We start from the raw sequence: 19,777 nt of genomic DNA, 5'->3' as shown, positions 1-19,777 counted from the left end.
GATCACCGGCTTCCGGGGTCGTGGTGGCGGGGTCCGTGGTGGTGCCGGTCATGCGCGTGCCGCCCCGTAGACCTCGTAGGCCCCCGCGACTCCGCCGCCCACCGGCACGGAGGCGCCCGCGCGGCGCAGCACCGCCTCCAGCGCCGCCAGGGTGGTCAGCACCGCGTCCGTCCGGGCGTTGTAGCCCATCGTGCCGATGCGCCAGACCTTCCCGTGCAGCGGCCCGAAGGACGTGCCGATCTCGATGCCGAAGTCGGCGAGCATCTCCCCGCGCACCGCGTCCCCGTTCACGCCCTGCGGGATGCGCACAGCGACGACGTTCGTCATCTTGTGCCCGACGTCGCCGAACACCTCGAGATCGAGGCCGCGGACTCCGGCGAGCATCGCCGACCCGTGCAGCGCGTGGCGGGCGACGGTCTCGTCCAGGCCCTCCTCGACGACGATGCGGGCGCACTCGCGCGCGCCGTAGAGCATCGTGGTCGCCTCGGTGTGGTGGTTGAGGCGGCGCGGCCCCCAGTAGTCGAAGACCATGCCGAGATCGAAGTAGTTGGAGCGGACGCGGCGGGCGCTGACGGTGTCGCCCTCGTCGCGGATCCCCGCCTCGATGCTCCTGCGCGACTCGATCACCGCGACGGCCTTCTCCGAGAAGGTGACGGGCGCCGATCCGGACGGGCCGCCCAGGCACTTCTGGAGCCCCGCGGTGACCGCGTCGAGCCCGAGGTCGTCGGTCGCGAAGGCGTTGCCCGCGAGGGAGGCGGTGACGTCGGTGTAGAAGAGGGCGCCGTGCTTCTCGCAGAGGGCGCCGAGCTCCTCCAGCGGCTGCGCCATGGTGGTCGACGTGTCGCCGTGGACCACGGCCAGCATCTTCGGCTTCACCCGGGCCATGGCCTCGGCGATCGCCGAGACGGGGAAGACCTGCCCCCACTCGGCCTCGATCACGTGCACCTCCGCGCCGCAGCGCTCCGCGATCTCCCGGAGGAGGTGCCCGAACCGCCCGAAGACCGGCACGAGCACGCGGTCGCCCGGCTCCAGCATCGAGACCAGCGCCGCCTCGATGCCCGCACGGCTCGTGCCGTCGACGAGCATCGTCTTCTCGTTGCGGGTGCGGAACACCTGCCGGTACAGCTCCTGCGTCTCCGTCATCGTCGCCGTCATGAACGGGTCGTACTGCCCGACCAGCTGCGCCGACATCGCACGCAGGACGCGCGGATCCGCGTTGATCGGGCCCGGCCCCATCAGCAGGCGCGGCGGCGGATCGACGGGGAGGAACGGTGCGGGCGCGGTCATGGGCCACCTCTTCACGAGCGGGAGAGAAACAGTCGTTTCACCCGGAGAGCCTATGCGACGGACGTTTCGCCGGTGTTTCGCGAGGTGCGGCGGGTCACCCGGGAGGTCCGCGGGACACTGGTCGGCATGAGGACAGCGCCGCACCGAACGGTCACCGGCCGGTGACCGAGGACCAGATCGTCGCTCTCGTCTGGGCGCCGATCGCGATCGTCTTCGGAGCGGTGTTCATCGGCCGGCGCGAGTGGATCTCCGCGCGGGCCCGTGACCAGCTGCGCAGGCGGGGGCAGAGGGTCGGGCCGAGGACGCAGTCGCCCGTCGTGATGGCCGCGCGAGGCGCCCTCTTCGTCGTCGTCGGCGTCGTCGTGATCCTGCTCACGCTGACGTCGGTCCTCCGCGGACCCTCCTGAGCCGTGTCGGGGTCTCGGCACCCCTCCGGCGGCGCAGCGCTCCTCCACAGGGGCGGCTCAGGGTCTGATTCTCCTGATCGGACGCCTCTGCGGCCCGGGTGTCGGTGGTCGCTGATTCAATACAGGTATGGCGGATCGGATGCGGCAGGGACTCGAGGAGGTCCGCGCCCTCGGCGACCGTGCGGCGCTGCTCGCCCGGTCCGCGGCTCCGCTCCACCTCGCCTCCGCCGAGGCGCTGCACGAGGCGTACAGGGCTGCGCTCCGCCGCCCCGAGGCGTTCGCTCGCGGCGGGTCACCCAGCGAGTCGCGCGACCTCGTGGAGCGCTCGGTGCGGGCCGAGCTCGCCGTAGCGCTGGCCGTGTCCGAGCGCGTGGCCGCCCGGGAGCTCGAGCACGCCCGCCTGCTGGTCGAGCACCTCCCGTGCACGCGCGCCGCGCTGGCCGAGGCGCGGCTGCGCTGGGAGGCGGGGCAGATCATCTGCGGAGTCGCCGCGACCCTGCCGCCGGCCTCCCTCCCGGAGTTCGACGAGCGCGCTGCGGGACTCGCCGCCTCGATGACGCCGACCCAGCTGCGGGGACGCCTCGTCCGACTGCGCGACGAACTGCACGACGTGCCCCTCGCCGATCGCCACGCTCGCGCCCGGGAGGACCGGGCCGTCTGGGTCTCGCCCGAGCAGGACGGCATGGCCACGCTCTGCGCGACCCTCCCCGCTCCGGCCGCGATGGGCGCGCTCGCGCGGCTCGACCGGATCGCCCGCACCCTCCGCGACGGGAACGGCGACAGGACGGGCGGCGGGAGCGGTCCGGCGCAGGAGCGCACGCTCGCGCAGCTGCGGGCCGACGCGCTCGTCGACCTGCTCTGCGACGGCGACGTATCCGGCACGGCGCCGGGCGACGAGCGTCCGCGCACGTCCGCTCGCGGCATCCGGGCCGAGGTGCGTCTGACCCTCGCCGCGAGCAACGCGGCCGGACAGGACGAGACCCCCGCGGAACTGGACGGCTACGGCCTCATCCCGGCCGGCGTCGCGCGCGAGCTCCTCGGAGCCGACTCGGCCGTCACCCCGGTGCTCACCCATCCGAGCACGGGCGCCGTGGTCTCCGTCGGACGCACGCACCGCCTCCCTCCCCCGCGGATGCGCCTCGCCCTCCAGCTGCGCGACCGGACATGCCGCTTCCCCGGCTGCACCCGGCCCGCGGCGACCGCCGAGGCCGACCACACGCTCGAGTGGCGTCACGGAGGCGCCACCGCCCTCGACAACCTGGCGTCGCTCTGCGTCGCCCACCACCACGTCCGCCACGGCGACCGCTGGACCTACACGCTCCACCCCGACGGTTCGGCCGACTGGACCACTCCCACCGGCCGCCGCGTGGTCACCCGTCCCCCCGATCCGCCCGCGCCACCGCGGCCACCGCGCAGGCCGAGCTTCAGCGATGCGCCGCCGCCGTTCTGACCGCGGGACATGCTGCGCTCCTGCGGGCGCGGGATGCCCCCCACCCGCACTCGGAGCGCGCCCTCAGAGCGCGCCGGCCAGCTCCAGGAGCGCGAGGTCCGATCCGCGTGGCCCGACCAGGCAGAGCCCCACCGGAGCACCGTCGACGCTCAGCCGCGGCACCGACAGCGCCGGATACCCGCCGATCCCCGCGACGCAGGTCAGGCCGAGCGTCGCCGACCGTGCCGCGTCGATCGTCTCGACCGACGCGTCGAGGGTCGGCGCGACCGACGACGCCGACGGCAGGAGCAGCACCCGCCCGTCGAGCGCGCCGTCGAGCGCCTGCCGGAAACCCGCGACCCGCGCCCGCGCGGCCGTCTCCTCCTGCTCGTCGACGAGCGAGGCCGCGTCGAAGCGCGCCTGCACGTCTGCCGCCAGCACTCCCGGATGCGCCGCGACCCACGAGCCGCTCGACCGCCACGCCTCCGCGGCCTGCACCAGCCGGAACGCCTCGAGCATCTCCGCCACGGCCGGCAGCGCCACCTCGTCGGCGCTCAGCCCCTCGACGGCCGATCGGAACGCCGCGCGGACGGCCGCGTCCACCCCGCCCAGCAGTGCCGGCGCCACCGCGAGACTCCGCACCGGCGGGCCGGACGGCAGGCAGACCTCGGCCACCCGCCTCAGCGTGCCGAGGTCCCGCGTCAGCCACCCGACGGTGTCGAAGCTCGGCGCCAGCGGCAGCAGCCCCTCGACGGGCACTGCACCGTGGGTCGTCCTCAGCCCCCACAGGCCCTGGTAGGAGGCGGGTACCCGGATCGATCCCGCGGTGTCGGTCGCCAGCCCGACGGCGGCCTGCCCGAGCGACACGGCGGTCGCCGGTCCGCTCGACGATCCGCCCGGGATCGCTCCGGGCACGGCCGGATTGGGCGGCGTCCCGTAGCCGGAGTTCCGGCCGGCGATGCTGTAGGCGAACTCATCGGTCTGAGCGATCCCGCGCACCGACGCTCCCGCTGCGAGCAGCTGCGCGACGGCCGGAGCGGTCGCCGCCTCGATCGGCGCGGAAGCGAGGCGGGCCGGCACTCCCGCGCCGATCCGCTGGCCCTCGATCGCGAAGAGGTCCTTGACCGCGACGTCCAGTCCGTCGAGGATCCCGGAGCCGGCGGCCGGCACGAGCGGCGCGCCGACGGCCCGCCAGACACGGGGGTCCAGCGCGGGCGAGGGCGCCTGCACCTGCGCGGCGCGCACCCTCCAGGTCCCGCCCTCCCGCGACCACAGCTGCGTGACGAGCCCGCGCCCGCCACGGGCCGGAGCGTTCACGCTGACCACGAGCGCCGTGCCCGCATCGACCGCCCTGACGTGCAGCTCCATCAGCTCCCGCACCGGCGCCCCGCCGCGACGACCCCGGAAGCCGGTGATCACCGCGTGGCCGACGAGCAGCCCGGAGGCGTCGCCCCGGAGCGTCGTCGGCGCGTCGACGAACGCGTCGGCGAGCGCCGCGACGTCGTCCGCCCCGAGCGCCGCCTCGTAGGCCAGGACCGCGTCCACCAGCCCGTCCGGCAGGTCGCCCTCGAGCGTCGTCACCCGCGGGTCAGTCATCGAAGTCGGCCGTCCGGACGCGGGCGTGCACGCCCTTCACCAGGTCGACCACCTGCGAGATGTCGAAGTCGGTCGCCGCGCTGAGGTAGGCGTAGGCGTGAGCCGGGTCCATCCCGTAGCGGGCCGCCAGCAGCGCGATGGCCGCGCGGACGCACTTCTGCACGGCGACGTCCAGGTCCTCGTCCATCCCGGTGGGCACGAGGAACTCGCCGGTCTCCCCCATCGGCCCGAGCAGCTCCCCGAACGCCGCGAGCGCCTCGGCGCGCGGGACGACCTCCAGTCGCACCCGGACGCGCAGGCTCGCCTCCATCGCCGTCAGCGCCACCTCGCCGTCGCCCTGCGCGAAGTGGGGATCGCCGACGTACGCGAGCGCGCCCGGGACCTGCACGGGAAGGTAGAGGCTGGTTCCGGCGGTCAGCAGTGCGATGTCGATGTTGCCCCCGTGCGCACCGGGCGGCACGGAGTGCGGGCGCTCCTCCCCTGCGACGGCGACGCCCATGATCCCGAGGAACGGCCGGAGCGGGAACCGGGCGGCCCGCTCCCCTCCCGGCACCAGCGGGATGACGCCGCGGAGACCGCACTGCGCGTCCTCGTCGACGCGCGCGAAGACGCTGAACGGCCCCTCCTGCAGCGGGTACTCGCCCGGCAGCGCCCCGCGGCCGTGCCGGTTCGAGACGACTCCGTACGGCACGCGCGGCTCGGCCTCGAGGAGGGTCATCCGGAGCAGGTCCCCCGGCAGCGCTCCCCGGACGGCGATCGGCCCCGTGACCACGTGCGGCCCGTCCGTCTCGCCGTCGCGGAACGGCCCGTCCGCGGCGAGCGCGACCGCGTCGCGCAGCACCCCCTCCGGAGCGACTCCGTGGCGGCCGAAGAAGGCGACCGGATCGCGGCCCTGATCCTCCAGCACGCCCTCGTGGCTGAGCGTGTCGATGACGACCTCGGCCCCCGAGTCGACGGTGAGCACGGGCGCGTCCGCCGCGCACGGCAGGCGCCCCCACAGCACCGACCCCGGCTCGGCCGGCAGGTAGTCCACCCCCGGCGGCACTCCCTCACCGGGCTGCACCGCCCACTCCGTCCACCGCATGCGCGTCCGCCTCCCGCGCGGCCCGTCCGCGCCGTCCGACCCTAACCGCGCCGTGTTTCGAGCATGTGCACGCGTGTGCCACGATTCTCCAGACCCGCCCCCGACGACAGGACTCCCGTGATCCGACGCCTGCGCACCCGCTCCGAGGGCGCGACCCTCGGCCTGATGCTCGCCCTCACCTTCTCGACCGGCATCATCGACGCCGTCGGGTACCTCGGGCTCGACCGCGTCTTCGCCGGCAACATGACCGGCAACGTCGTCATCCTCGGCATGGCCCTCTCCGGCGCGGCCGACCTGCCCGTGGTCGGGCCCCTGATCGCGCTGGGCGCCTTCATGATCGGCGCCGTGATCGGCGGCCGGGTGCTCCGCCCGGTGAAGAAGGGCTGGACCTCGCGCTCGACCTGGCTCTTCGCGGTGGTCGGCATCCTGCTCGGCGTCCTGGCGATCGTGCTCGCGGTCGTGCCTGAGCACCCCGAGCCGCTCGCCTTCACCGTCACCGGCGTGCTGGGCGGGGCGATGGGCCTCCAGGCCGCGACCGCCCGCCACCTCGCCGTCAAGGACGTCACGACGGTCGTCGTCACCTCGACGATCACGGGCCTCGCTGCGGACTCCCGCCTGGCGGGTGGTACCGGTCAGCCGTGGTTCCGCCGCGCGGCGGCGATCGTCCTGATCGCCGCGGGTGCCGGAGTCGGCGCGCTCGCCCTGCTGGTCGGACTCTGGCTCGGCCTGGCGATCGCCGCCGTCATCACGCTCGTCGCGACGCTGCTGGGCGAGCTCGTCGTCCACTCCCGGTACGCTCCGGCACCCGCCGACGCCGCCGCCTGAGGCGGCGCCTCCCGGCGCGTCAGCGCGGCAGCTGCTGGCAGTGCGGGCAGAGGTGCGAGGAGCGGTTCATGAACGGCACCCGCACGATCGCCTCGCCGCACCGGGCGCACGGCTTCCCCGTCTGCCCGTAGGCGTGCAGGCTGTGCGAGAAGTAGCCGGAGGCGCCGTTCACGTTCACGTACTGCGCATCGAAGCTGGTGCCGCCCTCGGCCAGCGCCCGCTCGAGCACCGAGCGCACCTCGGCGAAGAGGCGGCGGATGCGCGCCTCGCCGAGCGACGAGCTCGGCCGCTCCGGGTGCAGCTCCGCCGCCCACAGCGACTCGTCCGCGTAGATGTTCCCGATGCCGCTCACGAGCGTCTGGTCGAGCAGCGCCCGCTTGATCCCGCTGCTCCTCCTCGCCAGCGATGCGACGACCGAGCCCAGGTCGAAGGAGGGGTCGAGCGGATCGCGGGCGATGTGCGCGACCTGCGAGGGCACGGCGCGCAGCCAGCCGCCTCCGCGGACCTCCTCGCCCGCGTAGCCGCCCGGCGCTCCGTCCGGGGTCGGCACCAGAGCGTCGACCGCCATCGAGCCGAAGATCCGCTGGTCGACGAAGTGCAGGGCGAGCTCGCCGTGCTCGGGGTGCTCGATCCCGATCCGGATGCGCGCCAGGCGCGGCAGCGCCGCATCCGCCGTGCGCAGCAGCACCTGGCCGCTCATGCCGAGGTGCACCAGCAGCGCCTCGTCGCAGCCCGCGGGCAGCCAGAGGAACTTCCCGCGCCGCACCGCCGCTTCGAGCCGGCGCCCGACGAGCAGGCGCTCGAAGGTCCCGTGCGGATGCACGTGCCGCTTCAGCGAGCGCTCGTCGACGATCTCGACGCCGGTCACCAGGGAGCCGGTGACCGCGGGAGCGAGACCCGCCCGCACCACCTCGACCTCGGGCAGCTCGGGCACGGTCAGTCCGAGACCGTTGGAGCGACGGGTGCGCCGGGGGCCGCCAGACGCGTCCACGCGTCGAGCGCGGCGGCCATCTCGGCCGCCTTCTTGCTCGTCCCCTCGCCGCGGGCGGTGACGAGTCCGCCGACGATCACGGTGGCGACGAACACCTTGTTGTGGTCGGGGCCGGTGGCGGCGATCTCGTAGCGCGGGGCCGGCGCACCGCGCTCGGCGGCCGCCTCCTGGAGGCTCGTCTTCGGGTCCATCGAGACGCCGAAGCGGAGCGGATCGGCCCGGAGGGGGGCGATCAGGCGCAGCACCAGGTCGCGGGCCGCGTCGGGCCCGGTGCCCAGGTAGACGGCGCCGATGATGGCCTCGACGGTGTCGGCGAGGATCGACGCCTTGTCGCGGCCGCCGGTCAGCTCCTCGCCGCGTCCGAGGCGGAGGAACTCGCCCAGGCCGATGCCGCGGGCGATCTCGGCGAGAGCGACGGTCGAGACGAGGCTCGCCCGGCGCTTGGCCAGGTCGCCCTCGCTGAGGGCGGGGTACTCGGTGTAGAGCATGACGGTCACGGCCTGCCCGAGGATCGAGTCGCCGAGGAACTCGAGGCGCTCGTTGTGCGGGATGCCGCCGTGCTCGAAAGCGAACGACCGGTGCGTCAGGGCGAGCTCGAAGAGCTCACCGTCGAGGCTCACGCCGAGCGTGGCCTCCAGACGCGACCGGTCGTCGCTGGAGGGTCGTGCGGAGGTCTGGTTCACCATGGACCGCGGTCCGTTCGTCGAGGGGCGGTGCGCCCCGCGCCGTGCGGACCAGGAGCGGGATCAGACGTCGGCGACCTTGCGGCCCTTGTACTCGAGGAACAGCGCGGTGCCCGCGGAGTCCTCGACGACCTTGGCGCGGTGGGGAAGGCTGTAGACGACCTTGCCGTTCTCGATGGTCTTGACGAGGGTGGGGACCTCGGCCTTCCACTGCGAACGACGGGCGTGGGTGTTCGCGCGGGACTTCTTCCTCTTGGGAACAGCCATGATTCTCTCTTCTCTACCTCTAGTCGGATTCGGTGCGGGCGGTCGCGCCCTCACCGCTGTCTGCGGAAGCTCTGTCGGTGGAAGCTCCGGGCGCTGCGGCCCCGCCGTCCCCCTCGCTCAACCCTGCGAGCGCGGCCCACCGGGAGTCGCGCGGCGCCTCGGGTTCGGGCGTGGAGGAATCGGCCAGCCGCTCCCCCGTGACGGGGTCGAGGCCCGGACAGTCCGGCCGGCAGACCGGCTGGAACGGCAGCGACAGAACCACCGCATCCCTGACCAGAGGTTCAAGATCCACGTGGTCGTCGTGAACCTCATAGTCGAAAGCTTCGTCAGAAGAGTACGCGAAAAGTTCCTGGAACTCGACATCGACAGGCAGGGAGATGTCGGTCAGGCACCGGCTGCACTCGCCGTCGGCCCTCGCCGACACCTCGACACTGGCCAGGATCCCCTCGTGCACGGACTCGAGCCGGACGTCGAGATCGACGGCCGATCCCTTGCGGACCGCGACGATCCCCTCGCCGAACTGCTCCGGCGCCTCGAGCTCGAGGCGGTGCTCGCGCATCTCGCCCGGCCGCCTCACGAGGTCGCGCACGTTCACGGTGAACGGCGTCTTCTTGAAAGTAGTCACGAGGGTCCAGCGTACCCCTCCCGGGCCCCTCCGGGGCGGGAGGGGCCGGGAGGAGCCGGGAGGGGCGGAGTCCGGGCTCAGGCGCCGCCGGCCTCCAGCGTCACGTCGATCGGCGCGTAGTCGGCACCGCTCGTGTCCACTCCCTCGTCGGCGAGCTCCGCGAGCGCCTTCTCGATGTACTCGTTCGAGTAGGCGGTGGCGGGCGGGTCCGCGTTGATGATCGTCGCGCCCGTCTCGTTCTCCGTCTCCTTCGCGATGTCGACCGTCTGCTGCCACGCGGCCTCGTCGATCATCCCGACGCCGCTCGTCGAGGGCCAGATCAGCTTGTTGACCTCGTTGGTCATCCAGAGCTGGTGGCTGGTGCCGAGCGTGGATCCGGCCGCGGTGACGATGTCGGCCGCCGCCTGCGGGTCGTCCTTCGCGAAGATCCAGCCCTTGATCGAGGCCTTGATGAAGGCGACCGTCTGCTCGGCGTACGCGTCGTCGTCGGCGAGCCTGCCCGCGTCCGCCCAGATCGCGTCCTGGAGCATCGCGGTCCCGATGTCGTTCCAGCTGATGACGTTCAGGTCGTCCGGCCGGTACAGCTCGCCTGTGGCGGGGTTCACGGTCTCGAGGACCTGGGCGTACTCGTTGTAGGTCATCGCCTGGGCCGCGTCGATGTCGCCTGCGAGGAAGCCGTTCATGTCGAACTGCTGCTGCACCAGCGAGATGTCGTCGAGAGAGACGCCGTCCTTCTGCATGCCGGCGAACAGCTCCCACTCGTTGCCGTAGCCCCAGCTGCCCACGCTCTTCCCGGCCAGGTCGGCCGGCGAGGTGATCCCCTTGTCCTTGAAGGAGATCTGCGTGGTGGCGCTGCGCTCGAAGATCTGCGCGACGTCGGTGATCCCGGCCCCCTGCTCGATCGAGCCGAGGACCTTGGGCACCCAGGAGATCGCGTAGTCCGCGTCGCCCGAGGCGAGCACGTCCTGGGGGACGATGTCGCCGCCTCCCTCGGCGATCGTCACGTCGAGGCCCTCGTCCTCGTAGTAGCCCTGGTCGAGCGCGGCGTAGTACCCGGCGAACTGCGCCTGGGCCACCCACTGCAGCTGCAGGGTGACCGGCGTGAGGCCGCCGGAGCCGGAGTCCGACCCCGGGTCGGAGCCGCCGGAGGCGCTGCAGCCGGTGAGCGCGAGGCCCACGGCCGCGAAGGCGGCGGTCGTCGTCAGGGTGATGCGGGTGCGTCTGGTCACGGGTCCTCCTGGTGCGGTCTGCGGGGTCGCCGGTGCGGCGCGCCCCGTGGTGCGGCGGTGCAGGTGGTGCTGTGGTGCAGGTGGCGCTGATGATGCGGGCGGTGCGGATGGTGCGTCGGGTGGAGTCGGGAATCGGGAGTCGGGAATCGGGAGGATCGAGGAGGGTGCGGGGACGCGCGGCGCCGCGCTCAGCGCAGCCGGCTGCGGCGCAGCGCGAACGCCTCGAGCGCGGCCGTCACGCAGTAGAACGCGAGGCCGACGAGCACGGCGCCCAGGACGTAGGCGTAGGCGAGCGCGTAGTCGCTGCCCGAGGCCGCCGTCGTGATCGACTTGCCGAGCCCGCCCACGGGTCCGCCGAAGTACTCGGCGACCAGCGCCGAGATCACCGCGAGCGAAGAGGCGATGCGGAGCCCCGTGAAGACGTAGGGCACCGCTCCCGGCAGCGTGATCGTGCGGGCGGTCTGCCAGGGGGTCGCCGCGTAGGCCTTCAGCAGGTCGCGGTGCACCGGAGCGGCCTGCCGCAGCCCGCGCAGCGTCGTCACGTACACCGGCACGAACACGGCGAGCGCCGCGACGAGCTGCCTCGCGGTCTCGGCGTTCGCTCCGAACATCGTGTAGAGCACCGGAGCGAGGGCGACGATCGGCACGACGGCGGCCGCGGCCACGATCGGCGCGACCAGTCCGTCGAAGACCCGCGCGAGCGCCGAGAGCCCGGCGACCACGACCGCCAGCACCGCGCCGACCAGCAGGCCGACCAGCGCGTTGCGGCCGGTCACCGCGCTGCCCTCGGCGACGGAGCCGAGGTTCGCGGCGAACTCCCGTCCGATCGCCAGCGGCGACGGGAGCACGAACGGCTGGATCGCCAGAGCGGTGACCCCGGCCTGCCAGAGCAGGACCGCGGCGATCCCGAGCACGAGCGGCGCGAGCACGCTGCGCGCCAGCGCCGTCGTGCTCACCGGTTCTCCACTCCGCGCGGCACGGCGGCGGGATCGCCGTGCAGCAGCTCGCGCACGGCGCTCACGTCGCGGAAGAACGCCGTGTCCTCCCTGACCGCCGCGTCGCGCTCGGATGCTCCGGGGAGTCCGACCGGGAGGACGTCGCGGATCCTGCCCGGCCGCGGCGACATCACCACGACGCGGTCCGAGAGGAACACCGCCTCCGGGATCGAGTGGGTGACGAAGACGACGGCGGCGCCGGTCTCGCGCCGGATCCGCAGCAGCTCCGTCTGCATCCGCTCGCGGGTCATCTCGTCGAGCGCCCCGAACGGCTCGTCCATGAGGAGCAGGCGCGGGCTCTCGGCGAGCGCCCGCGCGATGGCGACGCGCTGCTGCATCCCGCCGGAGAGCTGGTCCGGGTAGGAGTCGGCGAAGTCGCCGAGCCCGACCAGCGCCAGCAGCTCGTCGACGCGCGAGCGCCGGGCGGTCGCGGCGACGCCGTGCAGCTCCAGCGGCAGGGCGATGTTCGCCCGGATCGTGCGCCACGGCAGGAGGCCCGCCTGCTGGAACGCGATCCCGTAGTCCTGGTCGAGCCTCGCCTGCCGGGCCGTCTTGCCGAACACGGCGATCGAGCCGGAGTCCGGCTCGTCGAGGTCGGCGATCAGCCGCAGCAGCGTCGACTTGCCGCAGCCGGACGGGCCGATCAGCGAGACGAACTCCCCCGCGGCCACCTCGAGCGAGACGTCCTGGAGCGCCGTGACGCTCGCGGCGCGAGCGGTGGTGAAGGTCCTCGTGACCGAGTCGACGACGACCGCGGATCCTGCAGTGCTCATGCGGGCTGCTCCCCTCGGCGGTACGGACGGAGGAGGGTGCCGAGCAGGGCGACGGCGCCGGCGGCCGCGAGGCCCACCAGCACAGCCCCGAGGATCGGCGCCCAGGGCTTGGCGGGGTCGCCTCCGGCAGCGGAGGCGAACTCGATGATCATGCGGCCGATCCCGCCGCGCAGGCCGATCGAGACCTCGGCGACGATCGTGCCGACGACGGCGCTGACCGCTCCGAGCCGGAGGGCCGGCAGCAGGTAGGGCACGCTCGCCGGGAGCCTCAGGCGCACCAGCGTCTTCCACCAGCCGACGCCGTACACGTGCATCAGCTCGACCTGGTGGGCCGTCGGCGAGCCGAGCCCGCGGAGCGCCCCGATCGAGACGGGGAAGAACGCGAGGTAGGAGGCGATCAGTGACACCGACATCCAGTTCTCCCAGGTCACCGGTCCGAGCTCGAGCTGCGACCCCCAGCGCCGCACCAGTGGGGCGATCGCGATCAGGGGCACCGTCTGGCTCAGCACGATCCAGGGCAGCACCGCCGACTCCGCCGTGCGGAACCGCTGCATCAGGAGAGCCAGGAGCAGCCCCACGACGGTGCCGACGACCCAGCCGACCGCGGCGATCCCGAGCGAGAAGGCACTCGCCCCCAGGACGGCCGACCAGAGCGCCGGGGCGTTCCGCGCTCCGGTGACCGGCTCGCCGAGCCGGGCCGCGATCTCCCAGAGGTGGGGCATCGCGATGGCGCTCGTGCGCGGGAGCACCGTGACTCCTCCGACGACCACCCCGGCCTCGGGCCCGAGCGCCTTCCAGCCCTCCCACACGAGCGCGAGCAGGAGGAGCCCGCCGGCGCCGAGCACGAGCCCGCGCGCGAGGGCCGGTCTCATGCGCGGGCCACGATGTGCTCGCGCAGCTCCGGGATGACTCGCTCGCCGTACACGCGCAGCGTCTCCTCCTTGTTGTCGTGCTGGAGGTAGCCCGCGAACTGCGTCACGCCGATGTCGGCGAGCGCCCGGAGCTTCTCGATGTGCTCGTCCGCCGTGCCCAGCACGCAGAAGCGCTCCACGATCTCGTCCGGCACGAAGGCGGTGTGGCTGTTGCCCGCGCGGCCGTGCTCGTTGTAGTCGTAGCCCTCGCGCCCGGCGATGTAGTCCGTCAGCGCCTGCGGCACCGCTCCGGAGGCGCCGTAGCGGCTCACGATGTCGGCCACGTGGTTGCCGACCATCCCGCCGAACCAGCGGCACTGGTCGCGCATGTGCTCCCGGTCGGTGCCGATGTACATCGGCGCCGCGACGCAGAACTGCAGCGACCCGGGATCCCGGCCGGCGTTCGCCGCCGCCTCCTTGACGGCGCCGATCATCCAGCGCGCGATGTCCACGTCGGCCAGCTGCAGGATGAAGCCGTCGCCGACCTCGCCCGCGAGCTTCAGGGCGAGCGGGCCGTAGGCGGCCACCCACATCTCCAGGGACGAGCCCCGGCTCCACGGGAACTGCAGCGTCTGGCCGTTGTACTCGACCGGACGGCTGTTGGCGAGCTCGCGGATGACGTGGATCGACTCCCGCAGCGTCTTGAGCGTCGTCGGAGCTCCTCCGGTCACTCTCACCGCGGAGTCGCCGCGGCCGATCCCGCACACCGTGCGGTTCCCGTACATCTCGTTGAGCGTCGCGTGCAGCGAGGCGATGACCGTCCAGTCACGCGTGGCGGGGTTGGTGACCATCGGGCCGACCGTGATCCGGTGCGTCCTCTCGAGGATCTGCGAGTAGATCACGTAGGGCTCCTGCCAGAGCAGGTGCGAGTCGAAGGTCCACGCGTAGTCGAAGCCGTGCGTCTCCGCGAGGACGGCGAGCGCGACGGTGCGCGAGGCGGGCGGGTTGGTCTGGAGGACGACTCCGAAGTCCATGGGGTTCCTTCTGCTCGATCAGGTGCTGGCTCGGATCGGGTGCCGGCTCAGATCAGGTACTGGCTCAGACCGCGCGGGATGTACGCCCCGTCGCCCTTCGTGCCGACGTAGGAACCGTCGTCGACGACGACCCTGCCGCGGGAGATCACCGTGTCGACGTGGCCGTCGATCTCGAAGCCCTCCCAGGCCGAGTAGTCCATGTTCATGTGGTGGCTTCGGCCCTCGCCGATCCCGATCGAGGTGTGCCCGCTCGGGTCGTAGACGACGACGTCGCCGTCGGCCCCGGGCTGGATGACGCCCTTCCTCCCGTACATCCCGAACATCCGCGCCGGGGTGGTCGAGGTGAGCTCGACCCAGCGCGGCAGGGAGATCTGCCCCGACACCACGCCCTGGTACATCAGGTCCATCCGGTGCTCCACCGAGCCGATGCCGTTGGGGATCTTCGAGAAGTCGCCGATCCCCATGTCCTTCTGGCCCTTCATGCAGAAGGGGCAGTGATCGGTCGAGACCATCTGGATGTCGTTGGTGCGCAGCGACTGCCACATGTGGTGCTGATGCCCCTCCGCCTTCGAGCGCAGCGGCGTGGAGCACACCCACTTCGCGCCCTCGAAGCCCGGCGCGCCGAGCTGCTCCTCGAGCGAGAGGTAGAGGTACTGCGGGCAGGTCTCGCCGAAGACGTTCATGCCGCGGTCGCGGGCCTGCGCGATCTGCTCCACCGCCTGCTTCGCGGAGACATGGACCACGTACAGCGGCGCGCCGGTGAGGTCGGCGATCATGATCGCCCGGTGCGTCGCCTCCTCCTCCGCCTGCCAGGGTCGAGAAGTGCCGTGGAAGTACGGCGCGGTGTTCCCGGCGGCGAGGGTCTGCTTCACCAGTTCGTCGATGAGGGCGCCGTTCTCGGCGTGCATCATCATCATCGCGCCGTTCTCCGCGCCCTTCTGGAACGCCCGGAGGATCTGCCCGTCGTCCGAGAGGAACACGCCCTTGTAGGCCATGAACAGCTTGAAGCTGGTCACCCCCTCGCGCATCAGCTCGTCCATCGCGACGAGCGAGGAATCCTGCACGTCCGAGAGGATCTGGTGGAAGCCGTAGTCGATCGCGCAGTTGCCGGCCGCCTTCTCCTGCCACGCCTGGAACCGGTCGACGACGCTCTCGCCCGGGTACTGCACCACGAAGTCGACGATCGACGTCGTGCCGCCCCAGGCCGCGGCGCGCGTGCCGGTCTCGAAGGTGTCCGAGGCGGAGGTGCCGCCGAACGGCATCTCCATGTGCGTGTGCGCGTCGATCCCGCCCGGGATCACGTACTTGCCGCTCGCGTCGATCACCCGGTCGACGTGGGCCGCCAGGTCGAAGCCCAGCAGCGTGGAGCCGGGGGCGAGGACGGCGGCGATGGTCTCGCCGTCGATCAGGACGTCAGCGGCTCCGGTGCCGGTCGCGTTGACGACCGTCCCGCCGGTGATGAGGGTCTTCATCGGTCTTCCCCGTCTCGGTCTGCGGTCACGGCTTCGGGATGCTGGTGTACGACTCCGGCCGGCGGTCCCGGTAGAACTGCCAGTCGTCGCGCATCTCCTGCACCATGTCCATCTCGAGGTCGCGGATCAGGATCTCCTCGGCCTCGCCCGAGCCCCGCTCGCCGACGAACTCCCCGCGCGGATCGATGATCTGGCTTGTGCCGTAGAAGTCGACCGCGAGGTCGCCGTACTCGTTGTCCTCCCGGCCGACGCGGTTGGGCTGCAGCACGAAGTAGCCGTTCGCCACCGCGGCCGCCGGGCCCTCGACCTCCCAGAGGCGGTTCGACAGGCCGGGCTTGGTGGCGTTGGGGTTGAAGACGAGGTGGGCGCCGTTCAGGCCCAGCTCCCGCCAGCCCTCCGGGAAGTGGCGGTCGTAGCAGATGTGGACGCCGACCTTGCCGACCGCGGTGTCGAAGACCGGGAAGCCGAGGTTCCCGGGCCGGAAGTAGAACTTCTCCCAGAAGCGGTCCAGGTGCGGGATGTGGTGCTTGCGGTACTTGCCGAGGATCGTCCCGTCGGCGTCGACCACGACCGCGGTGTTGTAGTAGACGCCGGTCTGCTCCTCCTCGTAGATCGGGAGGATCATCACCACGCCCAGCTCCTTCGCGAGGGCCGCGAAGCGCTGCACGATCGGCCCGTCGGCGGGCTCGGCGTAGCGGTAGTACTTCTTGTCCTGGGTGATGCCGAAGTACGGGCCGTAGAACAGCTCCTGGAAGCAGACGATCTGCGCGCCGTCGGCTGCGGCGTCCCGGGCCATCCGCTCGTGCTTGTCGAGCATCGACTCCTTGTCGCCGGTCCAGGTCGTCTGGGTGATCGCTGCGCGGACGATGGTCATCGGTACCTCCATGCTCGGGCGTCCCTGTCCGGCTCCGGTCGTGCTCCGCCGGGCGGTGCGGAGCCGGGGACGTGGACCCACTGTGGTCCCCGCCGGGCCCGAAGGCAATGACGGACCGTCCGGCTCCGGGGACAGGGCTTCATCGTCGGGGTTCGACGTTTCCCCGGTGTTTCCGGCGCGGATCCGCAGCATTAAGGCTCGCCGGGGGAGGAATCCGTCGGTGCCGCTAGCGTGGGCGGATGCGCATCACGATCCTGGCCGGAGGCGTCGGCGGCGCCCGCTTCACCTCGGCGGTCCGCGAGCACCTCCGCGATCTCGAGGCCGCCGGCGGCGAGGCGAGCGAGATCACCGTCGTCGTCAACACCGGCGACGACATGTGGCTCACCGGCCTCAAGGTCTGCCCCGACCTCGACTCGATCACCTACGCGCTCGGCGGAGTGAACGACACGGAGCGCGGCTGGGGGCGGGCCGGCGAGAGCGAGCGGGTCTCGGCCGAGCTCACCGCCTTCGGCGTCGGCTGGCCGTGGTTCACCCTGGGCGACCTCGACCTCGGCACCCACATCGCCCGCAGCTCGATGCTGCGCGACGGCCTCACCCTCTCGGAGGCGACCGCGCGGATCACCGCCCGCTGGCCGCTGGGGGTCCGCCTGCTGCCGATGTCGGACCAGGACGTCGAGACCCACGTCGAGGTCGACCTTCCCGGCGAGGGCGTGCGGCTCCTCCACTTCGAGGAGTGGTGGGTGCGGCTTCGGGCGTCAGCGCCCGCGCGCCGCTTCGTCCAGCAGGGGGTGGAGAGCGCCCGCCCCGCCCCGGGCGTGCTGGAGGCGATCGCCGACACCGACGCGGTGCTCGTCGCCCCCTCCAATCCCGTCGTCTCGATCGGCACGATCCTCGGAGTGCCCGGGATCGCGGACGCCCTCCGCCGGACCTCCGCACCCGTCGTGGGCGTCTCCCCCGTCATCGGAGGCGCGGTGGTGCGCGGCATGGCCGACGCCTGCCTCGCCGCGATCGGCGTCGAGACCTCCGCCGAGGCCGTCGGCCGGCACTACGGAGCCCGGAGCGGGGGCGGCCTCCTCGACGCCTGGCTCGTCGGCGAGGAGGACGCGGACGCGGTCCCGGCGCTCGAGTCGGCGGGGCTCCGCGCCCGCTCCGTGCCGCTCTGGCTGACCGGCCGGGACGCCTCCGTGCGGCTCGCCGCCGACGCTCTCGCCGCCGCGAGGGGCTGAGCGGAGCCTCCTCCCGGGGCCGCGGACCGCGTGTCGCAGCGCGGATGCGGTCACGCCTCCCACGGGGCGCCCCGTTCCCTTGTACGGTCGGAGGCGGACGAACTCCCCGATTCACCCCCGCACCGGACCCGGAATCCCTCGGTCGCGCCCCCGACCGCGTCCTCACCACGTCTCCGAGCCCTGCGGAACCGCGTGCCGTCCCGTCAGGAGGAAACCATGGAGCCCAGCTCGAGGATCAGCACCGAGCGGATCGAGCCCGACATCGTGGTGATCCGCCCCGTCGGCCGGCTCGACCTGTCCACGGCGTGGGAGCTCGAAGCGGTCCTCCAGCGCGCGCTCGAGGCGGGAGAGGTCCGCGTGGTCGTCGACCTGGCGGCCGTCGAGTTCCTCGACTCGTCCGGGCTCGGCGTCCTCGTCGCCGGACTCAAGGAGGCGCGGAAGGCGGGCGGCGAGCTGCGCGTGGCCGCCGCCGGCGAGCAGCCCGCCATGGTGCTCGGCCTGTCCAACCTCGACCGCCTGCTCGGGAGCGCCGAGACCGTCGAGGAGGCCTACCGTGCCTGAGCGCTCCTTCGTCGTGCGCACGCCGCCCGAGGACGGCGTCACCGCCGTCCACGAGGCGCTCGAGGAGCTGTGGCTCGAGGAGCCGGGCGTCGCGCCGGTCGACCGGATGTCGTTCGAGACCGCGCTGGTCGAGCTGACCTCGAACATCGTCCAGCACGCCCGGTCGTACCGGCACATCATCTGCCTGGTCGAGATCCGCGTCGACGCGACCGAGCTGCGCGCCTCGCTCAACGACTCCGCCGAGGAGGCGCCCGCCGAGGTCACCGACCGCCGCGACATGCCGGACGAGTGGGACGAGGCAGGCCGCGGGATCCCGTTCATCCACGCCCTCGTCACCGAGTTCTCCTACCGCCGTGTCGACGGGCAGAACCTCTGGGCACTCGCCCGGACCCGCACGTGAGCGAGCCGACCGAGCGCGCCCGCCTCGCCGCGATCGCCGAGCTCGGGATCGGCCTGAGCACCCCCCAGGAGCGCTTCGACAGGATCACCCGCGTCGCCCGCCGACTCCTGCGCGTCCCCCTCGCCGAGATCAACATCCTCGAGGAGTCGACGCAGTTCACGAAGTCGCCCCAGCGCTCGGCGCGGGCGAGCAGGATGCTGCGCGCCGACTCGATGTGCGACGTCACGGTCCAGCAGGGCGACATCCTCGTCGTCGAGGACGCCACCGCCGATCCGCGGTTCGCCGACCGCGGAGTCGTCACCGGATCCCCTCACGTGCGCTTCTACGCGGGCCGCCCGCTCGTCGTCGGGGACGGCCTCCGCGTCGGCACGATCTGCATCATCGACAGCGAGGCGCGCGGCTTCTCGGAGGAGGAGCGCGAGATCCTCGAGGACCTCGGCCGGTGGGCGGAGCGGGAGCTGCGCGAGATCGCCTTCTCCGGACGCGCGAGCGAGACGCAGGAGCGGCTCTGGCCCCCGCGCCTCGACCTCGGCGAGTGGAGCCTCGACTCGCTGACCACGCCGCTGCACGACGTCGCCGGCGACTACACGGCGTGGCGTCGCAGCGGGGACGACCTCTCCCTCGAGCTGGTCGACGTGATGGGCAAGGGGGTGTCGGCGGCGATCGTCGCCTCCGCGATCCGCTCCGCGTTCCAGGCGCGGCCGGAGCTCCCTCCCGCGGCAGCCGTCGAGGCCGTCAACCGCCAGCTCCTGCCCGACCTGACCGCGACCGGGATGTTCGCGACCGCGCTGATCGCCCGGGTCGACCTCGCGAGCGGCGCCGTCGCGTTCGTGGACAGCGGCCACGGCCTCACCCTCCTGCTGCGCGCCGACGGCACCACGGAGCGGCTCGCCTCCACCGGCGTCCCGCTCGGCATCGCCGCCGACGTCTCCTGGGAGGAGGAGCAGCGCGTGCTCGCCCCCGGCGACGCGCTCTTCTCCTGCAGCGACGGCCTGCTCGACGTCTTCGGCGGGCGCCTCGACGCGCTCGACCGTCTCGCCGAGCTGGTGCGGAGCAACGACGACCCCGCTCTCTTCGAGCGTCTGCATGCTCTCGCAGACGACGCGCACGACGATGTGACAGCGTTGGTGTTGCGGCGCTCCGCAGCGCCCGCCCCCTCCTGATCCTG

The 19,777-nt window shown here is 72.7% G+C and carries 21 protein-coding genes; 7 read left to right on the top strand and 14 right to left on the bottom strand.

What is annotated here, in order from left to right; translation table 11 throughout:
• Positions 1 to 48 precede the first annotated feature (48 nt).
• On the bottom strand, positions 49 to 1,287 hold the full coding sequence (locus C5C55_RS13200) for an alanine--glyoxylate aminotransferase family protein (RefSeq protein ID WP_258072559.1): 1,239 nt from the start codon (positions 1,285 to 1,287) through the stop codon (positions 49 to 51).
• A gap of 161 nt (positions 1,288 to 1,448) precedes the next feature.
• On the opposite strand from C5C55_RS13200, the gene C5C55_RS13195 reads away from it, so the two are divergent.
• On the top strand, positions 1,449 to 1,694 hold the full coding sequence (locus C5C55_RS13195; protein WP_104234212.1) for a hypothetical protein: 246 nt from the start codon (positions 1,449 to 1,451) through the stop codon (positions 1,692 to 1,694).
• 127 nt (positions 1,695 to 1,821) lie between these two features.
• A complete protein-coding gene (locus tag C5C55_RS13190; RefSeq protein WP_104234211.1) occupies positions 1,822 to 3,144 on the top strand; it encodes an HNH endonuclease signature motif containing protein in 1,323 nt (440 codons plus the stop codon).
• A gap of 63 nt (positions 3,145 to 3,207) precedes the next feature.
• Here the strand turns inward: C5C55_RS13190 and C5C55_RS13185 are convergent, their stop codons facing one another.
• Both C5C55_RS13185 and C5C55_RS13180 read right to left on the bottom strand, forming a co-directional pair.
• A complete protein-coding gene (locus C5C55_RS13185) occupies positions 3,208 to 4,719 on the bottom strand; it encodes an AtzH-like domain-containing protein (protein WP_104234210.1) in 1,512 nt (503 codons plus the stop codon).
• On the bottom strand, positions 4,712 to 5,803 hold the full coding sequence (locus tag C5C55_RS13180) for an acetamidase/formamidase family protein (protein WP_104234209.1): 1,092 nt from the start codon (positions 5,801 to 5,803) through the stop codon (positions 4,712 to 4,714). Before C5C55_RS13180 ends, C5C55_RS13185 begins: the two co-directional genes overlap by 8 nt.
• A 117-nt stretch (positions 5,804 to 5,920) precedes the next feature.
• On the opposite strand from C5C55_RS13180, the gene C5C55_RS13175 reads away from it, so the two are divergent.
• On the top strand, positions 5,921 to 6,628 hold the full coding sequence (locus C5C55_RS13175; RefSeq protein WP_308471106.1) for a YoaK family protein: 708 nt from the start codon (positions 5,921 to 5,923) through the stop codon (positions 6,626 to 6,628).
• Positions 6,629 to 6,647: 19 nt separating this feature from the next.
• On the opposite strand, the gene mutM is transcribed toward C5C55_RS13175, so the two are convergent.
• The 11 genes from mutM to C5C55_RS13120 all read right to left on the bottom strand — a co-directional run bounded on the left by mutM (position 6,648) and on the right by C5C55_RS13120 (position 16,422).
• Positions 6,648 to 7,562 carry a bifunctional DNA-formamidopyrimidine glycosylase/DNA-(apurinic or apyrimidinic site) lyase gene (gene mutM, locus C5C55_RS13170; protein WP_104234207.1) on the bottom strand — a complete coding sequence of 305 codons (915 nt, stop codon included), beginning with the start codon at positions 7,560 to 7,562 and terminating at the stop codon, positions 6,648 to 6,650.
• Positions 7,563 to 7,564: 2 nt separating this feature from the next.
• The gene (gene rnc, locus C5C55_RS13165; protein ID WP_104226659.1) at positions 7,565 to 8,305 is read right to left on the bottom strand and encodes a ribonuclease III; all 741 of its coding nucleotides are present in this window, start codon (positions 8,303 to 8,305) and stop codon (positions 7,565 to 7,567) included.
• A 60-nt stretch (positions 8,306 to 8,365) separates the two neighbouring features.
• The gene (rpmF, locus tag C5C55_RS13160) at positions 8,366 to 8,569 is read right to left on the bottom strand and encodes a 50S ribosomal protein L32 (protein ID WP_104223482.1); all 204 of its coding nucleotides are present in this window, start codon (positions 8,567 to 8,569) and stop codon (positions 8,366 to 8,368) included.
• A gap of 19 nt (positions 8,570 to 8,588) precedes the next feature.
• Positions 8,589 to 9,128 carry a DUF177 domain-containing protein gene (locus C5C55_RS13155; protein ID WP_104226701.1) on the bottom strand — a complete coding sequence of 180 codons (540 nt, stop codon included), beginning with the start codon at positions 9,126 to 9,128 and terminating at the stop codon, positions 8,589 to 8,591.
• Positions 9,129 to 9,271: 143 nt separating this feature from the next.
• Positions 9,272 to 10,423 (bottom strand): ABC transporter substrate-binding protein, encoded by a 1,152-nt coding sequence (locus tag C5C55_RS13150; protein WP_258065137.1) that lies wholly within the window; start codon positions 10,421 to 10,423, stop codon positions 9,272 to 9,274.
• A 188-nt stretch (positions 10,424 to 10,611) separates the two neighbouring features.
• Positions 10,612 to 11,379 (bottom strand): ABC transporter permease, encoded by a 768-nt coding sequence (locus tag C5C55_RS13145; RefSeq protein ID WP_104234206.1) that lies wholly within the window; start codon positions 11,377 to 11,379, stop codon positions 10,612 to 10,614.
• Entirely contained in the window at positions 11,376 to 12,191 is an 816-nt protein-coding gene (locus C5C55_RS13140; protein WP_104234205.1) for an ABC transporter ATP-binding protein, read from the bottom strand. Before C5C55_RS13140 ends, C5C55_RS13145 begins: the two co-directional genes overlap by 4 nt.
• Positions 12,188 to 13,063: an ABC transporter permease gene (locus tag C5C55_RS13135; protein ID WP_104234204.1), complete on the bottom strand. Its 876-nt coding sequence runs from the start codon at positions 13,061 to 13,063 to the stop codon at positions 12,188 to 12,190. Before C5C55_RS13135 ends, C5C55_RS13140 begins: the two co-directional genes overlap by 4 nt.
• Positions 13,060 to 14,076, bottom strand: coding sequence for a TIGR03842 family LLM class F420-dependent oxidoreductase (locus tag C5C55_RS13130; RefSeq protein WP_104234203.1), 1,017 nt, complete (start codon positions 14,074 to 14,076; stop codon positions 13,060 to 13,062). The genes C5C55_RS13135 and C5C55_RS13130 overlap by 4 nt, the downstream gene beginning before the upstream one ends.
• A 47-nt stretch (positions 14,077 to 14,123) precedes the next feature.
• Positions 14,124 to 15,548: a dihydropyrimidinase gene (gene hydA, locus C5C55_RS13125; protein ID WP_104234202.1), complete on the bottom strand. Its 1,425-nt coding sequence runs from the start codon at positions 15,546 to 15,548 to the stop codon at positions 14,124 to 14,126.
• A 25-nt stretch (positions 15,549 to 15,573) separates the two neighbouring features.
• Positions 15,574 to 16,422: a nitrilase-related carbon-nitrogen hydrolase gene (locus tag C5C55_RS13120; protein ID WP_104223476.1), complete on the bottom strand. Its 849-nt coding sequence runs from the start codon at positions 16,420 to 16,422 to the stop codon at positions 15,574 to 15,576.
• A 239-nt stretch (positions 16,423 to 16,661) separates the two neighbouring features.
• Between C5C55_RS13120 and cofD the strand changes: the two genes are divergently transcribed.
• The 4 genes from cofD (at position 16,662) to C5C55_RS13100 (ending at position 19,772) form a co-directional block, all read left to right on the top strand.
• Entirely contained in the window at positions 16,662 to 17,648 is a 987-nt protein-coding gene (cofD, locus tag C5C55_RS13115; protein WP_104234201.1) for a 2-phospho-L-lactate transferase, read from the top strand.
• 216 nt (positions 17,649 to 17,864) lie between these two features.
• Positions 17,865 to 18,209 carry an STAS domain-containing protein gene (locus C5C55_RS13110; protein ID WP_104223474.1) on the top strand — a complete coding sequence of 115 codons (345 nt, stop codon included), beginning with the start codon at positions 17,865 to 17,867 and terminating at the stop codon, positions 18,207 to 18,209.
• Positions 18,202 to 18,609, top strand: a complete 408-nt coding sequence (locus C5C55_RS13105; protein WP_104234200.1) for an ATP-binding protein — start codon at positions 18,202 to 18,204, stop codon at positions 18,607 to 18,609. Before C5C55_RS13110 ends, C5C55_RS13105 begins: the two co-directional genes overlap by 8 nt.
• Positions 18,606 to 19,772: a PP2C family protein-serine/threonine phosphatase gene (locus C5C55_RS13100; RefSeq protein WP_181067857.1), complete on the top strand. Its 1,167-nt coding sequence runs from the start codon at positions 18,606 to 18,608 to the stop codon at positions 19,770 to 19,772. The genes C5C55_RS13105 and C5C55_RS13100 overlap by 4 nt, the downstream gene beginning before the upstream one ends.
• Positions 19,773 to 19,777: the final 5 nt, after the last annotated feature.

The sequence above is a fragment of the Rathayibacter sp. AY1C2 genome (genome assembly GCF_002931195.1).
Classification (GTDB): domain Bacteria; phylum Actinomycetota; class Actinomycetes; order Actinomycetales; family Microbacteriaceae; genus Rathayibacter.
The sequence above is the reverse complement of the archived record's forward strand: the minus strand, read 5'-3'. Positions and strand labels throughout refer to the sequence as shown.